Raw genomic sequence first — 13840 nt, 5'->3', positions numbered from 1 at the left:
CACACGGGAGCGCGCCATGCTGCTGCGAGGGAAGACCGTCGTCGTCTCCGGTGTGGGGGCCGGGCTCGGCCACCAGGTGGCCGCCGCCGTGGTGCGCGACGGCGGGAACGCCGTCCTCGGGGCGCGCACCGGGGCCAACCTGGCCAAGTCCGCCGCCGAGATCGACCCCGACGGCACCCACACCGCGCACCTGCCCACCGACATCACCGACGAGCGGCAGTGCGAGGCCCTCGCCGCCCTCGCCGCCGAGCGCTTCGGCGGCATCGACGCCGTCGTGCACGTCGCCGCCTGGGACTCCTACTTCGGCGGCCTGGAGGACGCCGACTTCGGCACCTGGCAGCAGATCCTGGACGTCAACCTGCTCGGCACCCTGCGCATGACCCGCGCCTGCCTGCCCGCCCTCAAGGCCGGGGGCGGCGGCTCCGTCGTCCTCATCGGCACCCAGTCCGCCGTCGCCGCCCCGAGCGAGGTCCGCCAGGCCGCCTACGCCGCCTCCAAGGGCGCGCTGACCTCCGCCATGTACTCCCTGGCCCGCGAGCTCGGCCCGCACCGGATCCGCGTCAACACCGTCCTGCCCGGCTGGATGTGGGGCCCGCCCGTCCAGGCCTTCGTGACCTTCACCGCCCACACCGAGAACGTCCCCGAGGCCGAGGTCCTCGCCCGCCTCACCGACCGCATGGCCCTGCCCGACCTCGCCACCGACGGGGACGTCGCGGACGCCGCCGCCTTCCTCGCCTCCGACCGGGCGAGGGCGATAACCGGCCAGTCCCTGCTGGTCAACGCCGGTGAGCTGATGCGGTGACCCGCCCCGGCCCCGGAAGCACGGATCGTATGCTCCCCGTATGACCACTCCGAGTGACGCTCCGACCGACAACGCGATGCGCCGCGCGCTCCGGCGGGCCCGGGACGGCGTCGCGCTCGACGCGACCGAGGCGGCCGTACTGCTCCAGGCCCGCGGCGAGGCCCTGGAGGACCTCGCCGCCTCCGCCGCCCGGGTCCGCGACGCGGGCCTGGCGGCCGCCGGCCGCACGGGCGTGATCACGTACTCGAAGAGCGTGTTCATCCCGCTCACCCGGCTGTGTCGCGACAAGTGCCACTACTGCACCTTCGCCACCGTCCCCGGCAGGCTGCGCCGCGCGGGCCACGGGATGTTCATGTCCCCGGACGAGGTCCTCGACATCGCCCGCCGGGGCACGGCCCTCGGCTGCAAGGAAGCCCTCATCACCCTCGGGGACAAGCCCGAGGACCGCTGGCCCGAGGCCCGCGAGTGGCTGGAGGCGGAGGGCTACGACGACACGATCTCCTACGTCCGCGCCATCTCCGTGCGGATCCTGGAGGAGACCGGGCTGCTGCCCCACCTCAACCCCGGGGTGATGTCCTGGGCGGACTTCCAGCGCCTCAAGCCGGTCGCCCCGTCCATGGGCATGATGCTGGAGACCACCGCCACCCGGCTGTGGTCCGAGCCCGGCGGCCCGCACCACGGCTCCCCCGACAAGGAGCCGGCCGTCCGCCTGCGCGTCCTGGAGGACGCCGGCCGCTCCTCCGTCCCCTTCACCTCCGGGCTGCTGATCGGCATCGGCGAGACGTACGAGGAGCGCGCCGAGTCGCTGTTCGCGCTGCGCCGGATCTCCCGCGCCTACCACGGCATCCAGGAACTGATCATCCAGAACTTCCGCGCCAAGCCGGACACGGCGATGCGCGGCATGCCGGACGCCGAACTGGACGACCTGGTCGCCACGATCGCCGTCGCCCGGCACATCATGGGCCCCTCCGCCTGCCTCCAGGCCCCGCCCAACCTGGTCGACGGCGAGTACGCCCGTCTGATCGGCGCCGGCATCGACGACTGGGGCGGGGTCTCCCCGCTCACCCCGGACCACGTCAACCCCGAGCGGCCCTGGCCCCAGATCGACCTGCTGGCCGAGCGGTCGGCGGAGGCCGGGTTCGAGCTGCGCGAACGGCTCTGCGTGTACCCGGAGTTCGTGCGCCGGGGCGAGCCCTGGCTGGATCCCCGCCTGCTGCCCCACGTCCGGGCGCTGGCCGACCCCGAGACCGGCCTGGCCCGCCCCGACGCGGTCGTCGAGGGGCACCCCTGGCAGGAGCCCGAGGAGGCCTTCACCGCCAGCGGGCGCACCGACCTGCACACCGCCGTCGACACCGAGGGCCGCACCGGCGACCGCCGCGAGGACTTCGACCACGTCTACGGCGACTGGGAGGCCCTGCGCGAGGCCGCCGCCCCCGGCATGGTCCCCGAACGCATCGACACCGACGTACGGGCCGCGCTGGCGCAGGCCGCCGACGACCCCGAGGGGCTCACCGACGAGCAGGCCCTGGCGCTGCTGCACGCGGACGGCCCGGCGCTGGACGCCCTGTGCCGGATCGCGGACGACCTGCGCCGCTCGGTGGTGGGCGAGGACGTCACGTACGTCGTCACGCGGAACATCAACTTCACGAACGTCTGCTACACCGGCTGCCGTTTCTGCGCCTTCGCTCAGCGCCGCACCGACGCCGACGCGTACACCCTCTCCCTGGAGCAGGTCGCCGACCGGGCCGCGCAAGCCTGGGACGTGGGCGCCGTCGAGGTGTGCATGCAGGGCGGCATCCACCCGGACCTGCCGGGGACGGCGTACTTCGACATCGCCCGGGCGGTCAAGCAGCGGGTGCCGGGGATGCACGTGCACGCCTTCTCCCCGATGGAGGTCGTCAACGGCGCCACCCGCACCGGGATGTCCGTACGGGACTGGCTGACGGCCGCCAAGGAGGCCGGGCTGGACTCGATCCCGGGCACGGCGGCGGAGATCCTGGACGACGAGGTCCGCTGGGTGCTCACCAAGGGCAAGCTGCCCACGAAGGACTGGACCGAGGTCATCACGACCGCGCACGAGCTGGGCATCCGCTCCTCGTCCACGATGATGTACGGGCACGTGGACCAGCCCCGGCACTGGCTCGGCCACTTCCGCACCCTGGCCCGCATCCAGCAGACCGCCCTCGCCAAGGGCGTGGAGGGGTTCACGGAGTTCGTGACGCTGCCCTTCATCCACACCAACGCCCCCGTCTACCTGGCGGGCATCGCCCGGCCCGGCCCGACGGTCCGCGACAACCGGGCGGTGACCGCGATGGCCCGGCTGCTGCTGCACCCGTACGTCCGCAACATCCAGACGAGCTGGGTGAAGCTGGGCACGGAGGGCGCGGCAGAGATGCTCCGCTCCGGCGCCAACGACCTGGGCGGCACCCTGATGGAGGAGACCATCTCCCGCATGGCGGGGTCGGGTTACGGCTCGTACAAGTCCGTACGGGACCTGGTCGCGGTCGCGGAGGCGGCGGGCCGGCCCGCGAAGGCCCGGACGACCCTGTACGGGGAGGTGCCGCAGGAGCGCCAGGACGCCGCCCGGGCCTCGGACGGGCACCTGCCGGAGCTGCTGCCGGTCCTGGACTGAGACGCGCGCGAGCGGGGCCCGTGGACGCCACGGGCCCCGCTCGCGCTCCTTCGTCCGCCGCGGGAGGGGTCAGCCGACGAGGAGGTCCCGCTTCAGGTCGCGCAGCTCACGGGCGTCCAGGCCGAGGCCGTCCTTGAGGTAGCGGTCGAAGGTGCCGTACGCGGCCTTGACCTCGTCGTAGCCCGCGTTCAGGTACTCGGGGCGGACGTCGAGCAGCGGCTTGTAGACGGCGGCCTGCGGGGCCGGCAGGTGGGAGAGGATCGCGTCGTTGGCGGCCTTGCGGTAGTCGTTGCTGGCCAGGTAGTCGGCCATCACCGTCTCCTGCGGGACGCCGAGGGCGGTCAGCAGCGTGGCGTCGGCCCAGCCGGTGCGGTCCTTGCCGGCGGTGCAGTGGAAGAGGACGGCGTGGGCGCGGTCGTCGCGGACCCCGTCGAGCACCTGGGTGTAGGCCTTCTTGCCGCCCTCGCCGCTGACCATGCTCCGCTCCGCGCCGATCATGGCCTGGACGGCCTCGTCGGGGGACTTGGGCAGGGTCTGGAACGAGCCGGATCCGGCGAAGACGTCGGCGACGACGTAGCGGGCGCCGGCCGGGACCTGGTCGGCGTCCTTGGTGCGCTCGTCCTGGGTGCGCAGGTCGAAGACGGTCTTCACGCGCAGCCGCTGGAGCTTGGCCTTGTCGTTCGCGGTGAGCTTGTCGAGGGCGTCGGACCGGTAGACCTCGCCCATCTTGACCCACTGGCCGGTGGCGGTGCGGTAGCCGCCGACGTCGCGGAAGTTGACGGCGCCCTCCAGCCGGATCTGGCGGTCGGCGAGGTGGAGGCCCTGGCCGTGGTCGGCCTTGAAGTCGAACCACTGGCGGTCGGCGGCGGGCAGGCCCTTGACCGTGGCCCGGCCCTGGGCTCCGCCCTCGGCGACGACCTTGCCGTTCGCCTTGATCTCGACGTGCCGGGCGCCCTTGGTGTTCCACTTCAGGGCGTACGAGCCGTCCGCGGCGGCGGTGACGGTGGCCTCGGTGAACGGGATGGAGGTGCGGTCGTGGTGCCGGCCGGGCCACTCCCAGCCGGAGGCGGCGGCGGCGGGGGCCACGACCAGGGAGGCGGTGAGGGCGGAGGCGACGGCGGCGGTCGCGGCGAGGAGAGCCTTCTTCATGGCGTCGAGGCTCCGGGCCGCCGGCGAACCGCGCATGAACGGGACATGGCGGGAACCAGCCACCGTGGAGACAAGTGGCAAAACGTGCCACTGATCATTTCCCTGGCCGGATCGCGTGCGTTCCGGCCGTTCTCCGGTCACTTACGGGCGACCTGACGGACTCCGCCCGAATCGGACCGAACCTGTCCACTACAGTGCCCGCCAGACTCTGGGGGGAACGGCATGGACACGACGACAACCACGTCAACAAGCACGTCGACAAGCACGCCCACGACTGCGGCGACGGCCGGGGGGACCGGGGGGACGGAGACGGCCGGGGCAGCCGGACAGGCCGGGGCAGCCGGACAGGCCGGGGCAGCCGGGGTGCCGGTGACGACTGGGCAGGCTGGGGCGACGGGAACGACCGGGGCAACGGTGACGGCTGGGACAGCCGGGGGGACAGTGACGGCCGGGGCAGCCGGGCAGACCGGGCAGACCGGGCAGGCCGGGCAGGCCGGGCAGGCCGGGGCGACGGAACCGCACACGCCCGAACCGGCCCGCCCCACCGCCCCGGCCGGCACCGCCCCGGCCGGCACCGCCGACGGCCAGGGCCCCGGCCCGACCAGCGGCCCCATCATCAGCCTGGCCACCGCGCTGTGGGGCCGCGCCGAACAGCAGGACTTCCGCAGCCGGGTGCGCGGCGCCCTCCTCGGCTCCGCCATCGGCGACGCCCTCGGCGCCCCGGTCGCCGGCCTCTCCCCGGAGGGCATCCGCGAGGCCCACGGCCCGGCCGGGCTCACCGAGCCCGCCCCCGCCCACGGCCGTCGCGGCACCGTCACGGCGTCCACCCAGCTCTCCCTGTTCACCGTCGACGGCCTGATCCGGGCCCACGTGCGCCGGGACACCGGCGCCTGGCACCCCCCGACCGACGTCCACCGCGCCTACCTCCGCTGGGCGGCCACCCAGCACGACTGGGGCCCCGACGAACGCCGCAAGGACGACGGCTGGCTCGCCCGCCAGGAGTGGCTCTACGCCCGGCGCGGCCCCGACCGGGCCTGCCTGACCGGCTTCGCCGACGACACCCTGGGCACCCTGGACCAGCCCAAGAACCCCACCGCCCGCGGCGCCGCCGCCACCGTGCGCTCGGCCCCCTTCGGCCTCCTCGTCGGCTGGGAGCCCTCCCTGGTGCTCCAGCTCGCCGTCGAGTGCGCCACCCAGAGCCACGGGCACCCCACCGCGTACCTGTCCGCCGGGGCCCTCGCCGTCATCGTCCACGGACTGACCCGGGGCGAGACCCTCGACGCCGCCGTCCGGCGCGCCCTCGCCCTCCTCGCCGCCCGCCCCGGCCACCAGCCCGTGACCGACGCCCTGCGGCGGGCCCTCGCCGCCGTCGCGGAGACCGCACCGGGCCCCGCCGCCGTCGAGTCCCTCTCCCCCGGCGACGGCCGCGACGCCGGGGACGCCCTCGCCGTCGCCGTCTACTGCGCCCTCGCCGCGGAGGACGTGCCGCAGGCGCTGCGCCTGGCCGTCAACCACGGCGGCGACTCCACGGCCACCGGCGCCCTCTGCGGGGCCCTGCTCGGCGCCCTCCACGGCGAGACGGCCCTCCCGGCGGCCTGGGTCGCCGACCTGGAGGGCCGGGCCACGATCCTGGAGCTGGCCGACGACTTCGCCCTGGAAATGACCCAGGGCCCCACCCTCCATGGCCCCTCGGCCTCGGCCCCGGGCTGGCTCACCCGCTACCCCCGAAGCTGACCCCGCCGTTCCCAGACGACCACCCACCCCGCACGGGCACCCGCCGGCCTGAGCTCCCCCGACTCGGGGCCCCACCCCGCCTGGCACCCCCGGCCTGGGCAACCCGCCCCGCGCAGGCACCCCCGGCCCGGGGCACCCGCCTCCCCCCTGCGAACACCCCTCCGCGCGTGGGCCCCCCCTGACCTGAGCACCCGCCCCCGTGACACCCCCGGCCCAGGCCACACACCCCGCCTGGGCACCCCCGGCCCAGGCCACCCACCCCGCCTGGGCACCCCCGGCCTGAGGCACCCCGCCCCGCGTAGCCACCCCCGGCCCGGGGCGCACGCCCCCTGCGGGCACCCCTCCGCGCGTGGGCACCCCCTGACCTGAGCCCCCCCCGGCTTGAGCACCCGCCCCCCGTAGGCACCCCCGGCCTGAGGCACCCGCCCCGCCTGGGCACCCCCGGCCCGGGCCACACACCCCGCGTAGGCACCCCCGGCCTGAGGCAGCCCGGGATGGGCCCCGACCCACATGGGCGCCCCCGGCGCGGGCACCCCCGGGTGGGGGGAGCCGTCCCGCAGCGCAGGGGCCCCTGTTCGAGGGTGCCGAGCGATCGGGGAGGGTGCGTACAGCGGAACGCGCCGTCGCGCCGGCCGGCCACTGCTCCGGCGGCCGGCTACGCATGCCCCCCGGACGCGTCCCGGGGCCGCACCCACAGCGCCTCGGCCACCGCGCACACCTCCCCCTCCACCGTGGCCAGGGCCGTACCCACCACGCACTTCCGTCCCTCGACCCCCACCAACCACGAGTACGACACCAGCCCCGCCCCGGCCCCCGGCACGCCCCCCGACACCCGCGCCGTCAGCGCAGCGGTGACGGCTCCGGCCGGACCGCCCGCCAGCAACCGCCCCGCCGCGTTCCCCGGACAGTCCAGCGCCCCCCACACCAGCTCCGCCGGCAGCGCCCCGTGCCGGTCCAGCAGCCCCGCGTCCGGCGTCCAGGCGGCCGCGACCAGCTCCCGCCCCGGCACCACCCCGCAGTGCAGCCGCAGCCCCGTCGCCGCGGTCCGCCCGAGCCCGCAGCCGAAGCAGTCGACCTGCCCGTCCGGCGGGTCCGCCCGATAGGCGTCGGCGGCCTTCACGGCCTCCGCCCAGGAGGGCGCCTCCGGCACCTCCCCGCCGGAAGCACCGGAAGCACCGGAAGCGCCAGGAGCGCCCGGCACTCCGGACACGCCCGCCGGCACCGCGGCGGCGAGCAGCACCCCGTCCGCGCCGAGCAGCACCGCCCCGGGACCGGTCCCGCCCTCCCCGGGCCCCAGCCGCACCTCGGTCCGGGTCGGCACCGGCCGGCGGAAGTCCACCCGCACGGCCCCGCCGCCCCCGCCCGGCACCCGGGCCGCCAACAGCCCGGCCACGTACCCGCCGAAGGCCACACCGGGGTAGCCCTGCAGGCCCTCCGGAACGGTGATCGTCTCCATTGACTCCATCGCGTCCATACGCACCACCCCACCACACGCGCCCCGCGCCCACCACACCCCACCGAGCGACGCCCGCCCCCGGGACACCCCGCCCCGAGCCCCTGCCACCCGCACCCCGGACCCCGTACCTTGGCCCTCCCGACGACTCGGAGGTGCCCCACCCATGCGGATCGCCACGACCATCTTCCTCACCGACCGCACCGTCTCCCCCACCCGCCTCGCCCACGCCCTGGAAGAGCGCGGCTTCGCCGGCCTCTACCTCCCCGAGCACACCCACATCCCGGTCAGCCGCACCACCCCCGCCCCCATGGGCGGCGAACTCCCCGAGCAGTACGGCCGCACCCTCGACCCCTTCGTCGCCCTCGCCCAGGCCGCCGCCGTCACCCGCCGCCTCCACCTCGGCACCGGCATCACCCTCGTCGCCCAGCACGACCCCATCGGCCTCGCCAAGCAGGCCGCCACCCTCGACCACCTCAGCGGCGGACGCCTCACCCTCGGCATCGGCTACGGCTGGAACGTCGAAGAGGCCGCCGACCACGGCGTCGACTGGCCCACGCGGCGCGAACGGGTCGGCGCGCACATGGCCCTCATGCGCGCCCTGTGGTCCCCGAAGCCCACGGCGCACGAGGGCCCGTACGGCTCCGTCCAGGCCAGCCTCGCCTACCCCAAGCCGGCCACGCCCCCGCGCGAACTCCCGGCCGGGGAACGGCTGTACGGCCCCCGCACCCTCATCGGCGGCGCGGCCGGCCCGAAGCTCTTCGCCGCCGTCGCCGACCACGCCGACGGCTGGCTCCCCATCGGGGGCGGCGGCCTGACCGAGAGCCTCCCGGTGCTGCGCCGGGTCTGGGAGGACGCCGGGCGCGATCCGAAGGCCCTCCGGGTGGTCCCGTACGCCGTCCTGCCCCACCCCGGCAAACTCGCCCACTACGCAGAACTGGGCATCGACGAGGTCGTCCTGCAACTCCCCTCAGCCCGGGAGGAGGAGGTCCTGCGCACCCTGGACGACTACGCCCAGTACCTCTGACCCGGACACCGCCCCGGGACGATTCCGAGACCCGTTCGGGACACGGTGGCCGGAACCGCACCGGCGCGGCGGGGCGTGTCTTCGGGTGCCTCGACCCGCCCGCACGGCTGGTACTTTGGCGCGTTCCGTCGATCGATCAACTCGCTTTCCTGGGGGACCTTCCCGTGCACAGCACCCTGCGCATCACCGCCTTCGCCGCCGCCGGCCTGGCCGCCGCCCTGACCCTGACCGCCTGCGGCAGCAGCGGTTCCCCGAAGGCGGACGCGAAGCCCAGCCCCGCCGCCTCGGCCCCGGCCGCCTCCACCCCGACCACCGCCCCGACGGCCGGTGCGGACACGGGCGCGGGCGCGGGCGCGGGCGCCGGCACCCTGGACGGCGGCTGGCTCTCGATGCAGAACCCGGGCAAGGGCGTGGTGCTCACGGTCAAGGGCCAGAAGGCGCTGGTGGTCGAGGCCGCCACCGGCCTGACCTGCGAGGGCAGCGCGACGGGCAGCACCCTCGACCTGAAGTGCCCTCCGGGTGCGACCCGTTCCAAGGGCAAGGTCGACTCCGTCGACGCCACCACCCTGAAGGTCACCTGGGAGGGCGCGGGCCAGGACACCTTCCAGCGGAGCGAGGCGGGCAAGCTCCCGTCGCTGCCGGCGCTGCCGACGAAGAAGTAGTAGCCGCGGACCGGGTGGCCGCCCGGCCGACCGCCTGCACGGCATGACGAACCGGGCCCGGAGCGCAGCAGCGGCTCCGGGCCCGGTTCGGCGTCACGCTCCCGCGTGCTGGATCGGAACCTGCGGTTCCGATCCCCCCGTTGACGGCACCGATCTCAGAGCGCCGCTGAGGGGAAAACTAGAGCCCGGGTGGACCCGCCGCCACCTCACGGATGCACGGTCGCGGGGCAGGAGGGTGTCACGGGTGCACGGTGCACCGGCTCCGACCGGCCCGGATACCCCCCGGCCGACTCCCCGCCACATTCACCACCCACCCCGGCTTCCACCTCGGCCCCGGCCTCCGCTTCCGCCCCGGCCTCCGCTTCCACCCCGGCCTCCGCCTCCGCCTCCGCTTCCGCCGCGAGCGCGAGGACCACCTCGTAGAGCCCGCCCCCGCCCGCGACGAGCTGCCGCCGCAACAGGCCCTCCGCCCCGCGCAGGTGCTCGCGCACGGTCTGCGGATGCACACCCCGGCGCCGGGCCGCCGGCCCCACCGCGCAGTTCTCGCCGACCCAGTCCCGCAGGGTCCGCCCCAGGTCCCGCTCGTCGGCGCCCAGCGGCGCGAGCAACTCGCGGGCCCACGCCCGGACGGGGGCGGCGGCCAGGAGCCCGCCCAGGCCGACGGCCCCCCGGCCCGGGTCCGGGACCTCGTCCTGGAACCTCAGGGCCAGATCGAGCGCCGCACGGTCCCGTACGTCACCCAGATCGACGCCGAGCAGCCCGGCCGCCCGGTCCATCCGCGCCCGCACGGTGTTGCGGCTGATCCCGAGCAGCCGGGCCGCGTTCACCGCGGTGAACTCCAGCCCGAGCCGTACGGTGGCCGTCAACTGGCCGCGGTCCTGCGGCGGCACGGCCGCCAGCGGCCGCAGGAACCCGTCCGCCCAGCCGGCCGCCGCGCCCGCGTCCAGCACCTCCGACAGTCGGATCCGGGCGGAGTGCCCGGCCACCCGCCCGGGCACCAGCCGCGCGGCCGCCAGGCTCCGGACTGCGTCGTCGTAGCCCGCCGCGACACGGGAGAGGGGATGCCGGTCGCCGACCCCCAGGAACACCCCGTCCCGCCCGGCGACGTACGCCCGCAGGTCCGCCTCGGCGCCGCCGTCGCCGGTGACGGGCACGACCACGATGACGTGCCCGTCGTCCGCGGGACACCGCACGACCAGCGCCCGCCCGGCGAGCAGCCCCTCACAGGCCCGCGCCACCTCCCGCCGCTCACCGCGGGGGGTCTCCAGTACGCACACCACCGCACGGTCCGCGTCCAGCAGCCCGGGCCTCAGCCCGGCCATCGTCCGCTGGGCGAGGGCCACCTCCCCGCCCATCAGCAGCTGGAGCACCGACAGCCGCACCCCGGCCCCCGCCTCGGCCAGCCGACGCCGCTCCCCCTCGGCCTCACCGGCCCGCAGGAGCAGCTCCAGGACGGTCGCGGCGTGGGCGACGAGGGCGGCGGCCGTCTCGTCGTAGGGGGACGGGCGGGTGACGACGAGCACCGGATGGGGCCGCTCCTGCCCGAGCGCCAGCACCCGCAGGTGCCGCCCGGGCTCCGCGACCCCGGCGGAACGGGGGCTCCCGGCCGCGACGTCCCGGACCAGCCCGGCCTCCCGGCCCCCGCCGCCCGCCCCGCCCCCGATCCGCGCGGACCCCCCGACGGCCCCGCCCAGCCAGCCCAGCACCCTGCGCACGGCGGCCCGGCTCCCGTCGGACCCGACACGGGCGGCCCGGAGCAGCCCCGCGACCGTCTCGACCTCCCGGCCCGCACCGGCTCCCCGCCCGACCCCGCCCGTCACCGCCACCCCGCCTTCCCGTCCCACAGGACTCCGGCGCGCATGCTAGCCCCCCGACCTGGGGCGGTTGTGGAGGCGGCTGTGGAGGCGGCCGCGGGGACTCGGGCATCCCGTCCAGCTGCCCGATACTTACCGCCACGGTGGCGACCGCCACCGACAGCGGTAGCCGAGGAGCCGACGGGGGATCCGATGCCGGGCCAGCGCAAGCGCAAGGCACAACGCCGCCGGGAGGCCGACGCCTGGAACCGGCGGCTGGCCGGGGCGCAGTGGGAGCGCCGGTTCTCCACACAGGACCGGGACGAGCTGCGCACGTACCTGGACGGGCTCACGCGGTCCGGGGTGCGGGCGGACGAGGTCCGGATCGACATGCCGTGCGGACGCCTGGAGCACCCGACGTGGTACACCGTCAGCGTCCTTGTACCGACGCCGGACCGGCCGTCCGCCTAAGGCGGGGGAATCGGTCCCGGCGCCGCCACACCAGGGGCCGGACGCCAGAAGCGCCCGTCAGGCAGGGCCTGACGGGCGCCGAGGAAGTAGTCGGCATCGCGCTGGAACCGGACACCCGGCACGGCGCGGCGGACGTGCGCCCAGATGCTCGGCGCCACACGGTACTCGCCCGCCACCATCCAGGGATCGTCCCCCAGCACGAAGAGGTGCCTGATCTTCAGGAACTGGTCTCGGGACAGCGAAACGGACTCGACCATCTCCTCGTCCGCGTCACCGAAGCCGGTCAGATCCCAGACGAGGTTGTAGCCGTCGGCGAATGGATAGTCGCTGCTCACCGACTCAAGCTAGGCCGCGGCCGCGTGCACCCGCACCTTCTTTTACAGCCGGGCGGGGGCTTCGGCCGGGGGTGGGGCGGTGCACCCCGGGCCGGGGTGCGTGGAGGGCCGGGGGTGCACTGGGGGGGTCAGTTGCTGCGGGCGGTGATGTCGCCGTAGGCGGTGGTCGCCTGGATGGTCAGGGCGGTGGTGCCTTCGGCGTTCTGGAGGGAGTTGCTGATCCGGCCGTAGCCGGTGCCGGCGTCCAGGGAGGCGGTGACGCCACGGGCGGCGCCGACCGTGATGTTGCCGTGCTGGGTGGTCAGGGTGACCACCCCGCCGGTGGCCTCGGCGATGGCGATCTCGCCCTTCTGTGTGCTGAGTTCCGCCGGGCCGCCCAGGCGGCCGAGGGAGATGTCGCCGGACTGGACGGTGACGCGGGCGGAGGCGGTCTCCTCCAGCTGGACCTGGGACTGGGCGGCCTCGACGACGACGTCTCCCAGCCGGCCCGCGCCCTGCAGCTCTGCGGCGGCCACCTTGGCCTCGACGTGCGAGCCGGCCGGCAGCTGGACGGTCACGTTCACGAAGCCGGAGTTGCCCGTGATCCGGTTCTTCGCGGGGGCGGCCACGACGCGCAGGACACCGTCGGTGAACGCGACCTGGATCAGCTCGGCCGCCTCCACGTCGCGGCTCTTCGAGGGGTCCGCAGGACGGACCTCGACGGTGGCGTCGGCGCGGTCGGCGCCGGTGATCTGCACGCGACCTGCGGGGATGTCGAGGACGGCGGAGACCGGAGTGGCCGTGGCGAACGTCTGCATCATGCTCTCCTTCATCGGTGTCGCGCGCCCTTCCGGCCCGCTGCTTTCTGACATGAGAAACGCTACGTTGCATTCCAAGATCCGACAACACCACCGTTGCGCGGGGTCTAAATAATCGCAGCTCAGGACCCCGCAATCGTTGCAACGGTCCTGAATTCAACGCAACGAACCCATGCCGCACATTGCAATGGAGTGCAGGTAAACGCTATGCCGGAGAGCATGAGGACGGCTAGTGTGCGTCCATGGCTTCTCTCATACGACACATCACCCTCGACTGCCACGACGCCTACGTCCTGGGCCAGTTCTGGGCGGAGGTCCTCGACGGGACCCTCGACAAGGACGACAAGCCCGGCGACCCGATGGCACTGCTCACCACGGAGGGCGGGACGCTCCTGTTCATCCAGGGGCCCGACAGCAAGTCCGTGAAGAACCGGGTGCACTTGGACATCCAGCCGCAGGACCGTTCACGCGACGAGGAAGTGGAACGCCTCCTGGCCCTCGGCGCCACGCTCGTCGGCGACCACCGCAAGCCCGACGGAACCGGCTGGGCGACGCTCGCCGACCCCGAGGGCAACGAGTTCTGCGTGGAACGCAGCGCGGCCGAGCGGAACTAGCGCACGCAAAAGCCCCGACCTCCCTGAGGAGGCCGGGGCCTTGATCGAGCGCTGGGCAGGCCTTGCACCTGCATCCCCCCACAGGAAGTGGGGTGCCTTTCCTTGGACCACCAACGCCAGTCTCACCGCCGGTTTCCCGGCTGCAAGCTCGAGATCGACTTTACACGAGAACCAGCCCCGAAACCATCGCAGCCGATCAAGAAGCGGAATCCATCCGCCATCTGACGACCCCACCACCTCCAGAGCGGCCCCCTCCACCCTTTTGTGCAGGTATCAGCCCCGGGCGGCCGCCGGACGCTGAGACGGGAGGAGCGCGTAGCGATCTGGGGCGGTCGTCTGCCCGGGTGGCCGGGTGTCTCGGAGCCGGGCCG

Annotated in this window: 12 protein-coding genes; 7 read left to right on the top strand and 5 right to left on the bottom strand. The window is 74.9% G+C overall.

Annotated elements, in window-relative coordinates; genetic code table 11:
- Positions 1-16: 16 nt before the first annotated feature.
- Positions 17-802 (top strand): SDR family oxidoreductase, encoded by a 786-nt coding sequence (locus ACIRBY_RS36500; protein WP_403909007.1) that lies wholly within the window; start codon positions 17-19, stop codon positions 800-802.
- 40 nt (positions 803-842) lie between these two features.
- Positions 843-3434 carry a bifunctional FO biosynthesis protein CofGH gene (locus ACIRBY_RS36495; protein WP_403909004.1) on the top strand — a complete coding sequence of 864 codons (2592 nt, stop codon included), beginning with the start codon at positions 843-845 and terminating at the stop codon, positions 3432-3434.
- A 69-nt stretch (positions 3435-3503) separates the two neighbouring features.
- Here ACIRBY_RS36495 and ACIRBY_RS36490 read toward each other — a convergent pair whose 3' ends face one another.
- Positions 3504-4583, bottom strand: coding sequence for a tyrosine-protein phosphatase (locus ACIRBY_RS36490; protein WP_403909001.1), 1080 nt, complete (start codon positions 4581-4583; stop codon positions 3504-3506).
- A gap of 612 nt (positions 4584-5195) precedes the next feature.
- Between ACIRBY_RS36490 and ACIRBY_RS36485 the strand changes: the two genes are divergently transcribed.
- Positions 5196-6317 (top strand): ADP-ribosylglycohydrolase family protein, encoded by a 1122-nt coding sequence (locus ACIRBY_RS36485; RefSeq protein ID WP_403909108.1) that lies wholly within the window; start codon positions 5196-5198, stop codon positions 6315-6317.
- Positions 6318-6972: 655 nt separating this feature from the next.
- Here ACIRBY_RS36485 and ACIRBY_RS36480 read toward each other — a convergent pair.
- Positions 6973-7791 (bottom strand): hypothetical protein, encoded by an 819-nt coding sequence (locus ACIRBY_RS36480; RefSeq protein ID WP_403908998.1) that lies wholly within the window; start codon positions 7789-7791, stop codon positions 6973-6975.
- 145 nt (positions 7792-7936) lie between these two features.
- Here ACIRBY_RS36480 and ACIRBY_RS36475 point away from each other — a divergent pair, with 145 nt between their 5' ends.
- On the top strand, positions 7937-8797 hold the full coding sequence (locus ACIRBY_RS36475; RefSeq protein WP_403908996.1) for a TIGR03619 family F420-dependent LLM class oxidoreductase: 861 nt from the start codon (positions 7937-7939) through the stop codon (positions 8795-8797).
- Positions 8798-8961: 164 nt separating this feature from the next.
- On the top strand, positions 8962-9459 hold the full coding sequence (locus ACIRBY_RS36470; protein ID WP_403908993.1) for a hypothetical protein: 498 nt from the start codon (positions 8962-8964) through the stop codon (positions 9457-9459).
- Between the two features lie 206 nt (positions 9460-9665).
- Here the strand turns inward: ACIRBY_RS36470 and ACIRBY_RS36465 are convergent, their stop codons facing one another.
- The gene (locus ACIRBY_RS36465) at positions 9666-11285 is read right to left on the bottom strand and encodes a helix-turn-helix domain-containing protein (protein ID WP_403908990.1); all 1620 of its coding nucleotides are present in this window, start codon (positions 11283-11285) and stop codon (positions 9666-9668) included.
- Between the two features lie 180 nt (positions 11286-11465).
- On the opposite strand from ACIRBY_RS36465, the gene ACIRBY_RS36460 reads away from it, so the two are divergent.
- Positions 11466-11723, top strand: a complete 258-nt coding sequence (locus ACIRBY_RS36460) for a hypothetical protein (RefSeq protein ID WP_403908987.1) — start codon at positions 11466-11468, stop codon at positions 11721-11723.
- Here the strand turns inward: ACIRBY_RS36460 and ACIRBY_RS36455 are convergent.
- Together ACIRBY_RS36455 and ACIRBY_RS36450 are read right to left on the bottom strand one after the other, a co-directional pair.
- Positions 11720-12058: a hypothetical protein gene (locus ACIRBY_RS36455; RefSeq protein ID WP_403908984.1), complete on the bottom strand. Its 339-nt coding sequence runs from the start codon at positions 12056-12058 to the stop codon at positions 11720-11722. The two genes, ACIRBY_RS36460 and ACIRBY_RS36455, sit on opposite strands and share 4 nt — an antisense overlap.
- A 128-nt stretch (positions 12059-12186) precedes the next feature.
- Positions 12187-12855, bottom strand: coding sequence for a DUF4097 family beta strand repeat-containing protein (locus ACIRBY_RS36450; RefSeq protein WP_403908982.1), 669 nt, complete (start codon positions 12853-12855; stop codon positions 12187-12189).
- 242 nt (positions 12856-13097) lie between these two features.
- Here ACIRBY_RS36450 and ACIRBY_RS36445 point away from each other — a divergent pair, with 242 nt between their 5' ends.
- Positions 13098-13469: a VOC family protein gene (locus tag ACIRBY_RS36445; protein WP_403908980.1), complete on the top strand. Its 372-nt coding sequence runs from the start codon at positions 13098-13100 to the stop codon at positions 13467-13469.
- Positions 13470-13840: the final 371 nt, after the last annotated feature.

The organism is Streptomyces sp. NPDC096136 (assembly GCF_044763325.1).
Lineage (GTDB): Bacteria > Actinomycetota > Actinomycetes > Streptomycetales > Streptomycetaceae > Streptomyces.
The sequence above is the reverse complement of the archived record's forward strand: the minus strand, read 5'-3'. Positions and strand labels throughout refer to the sequence as shown.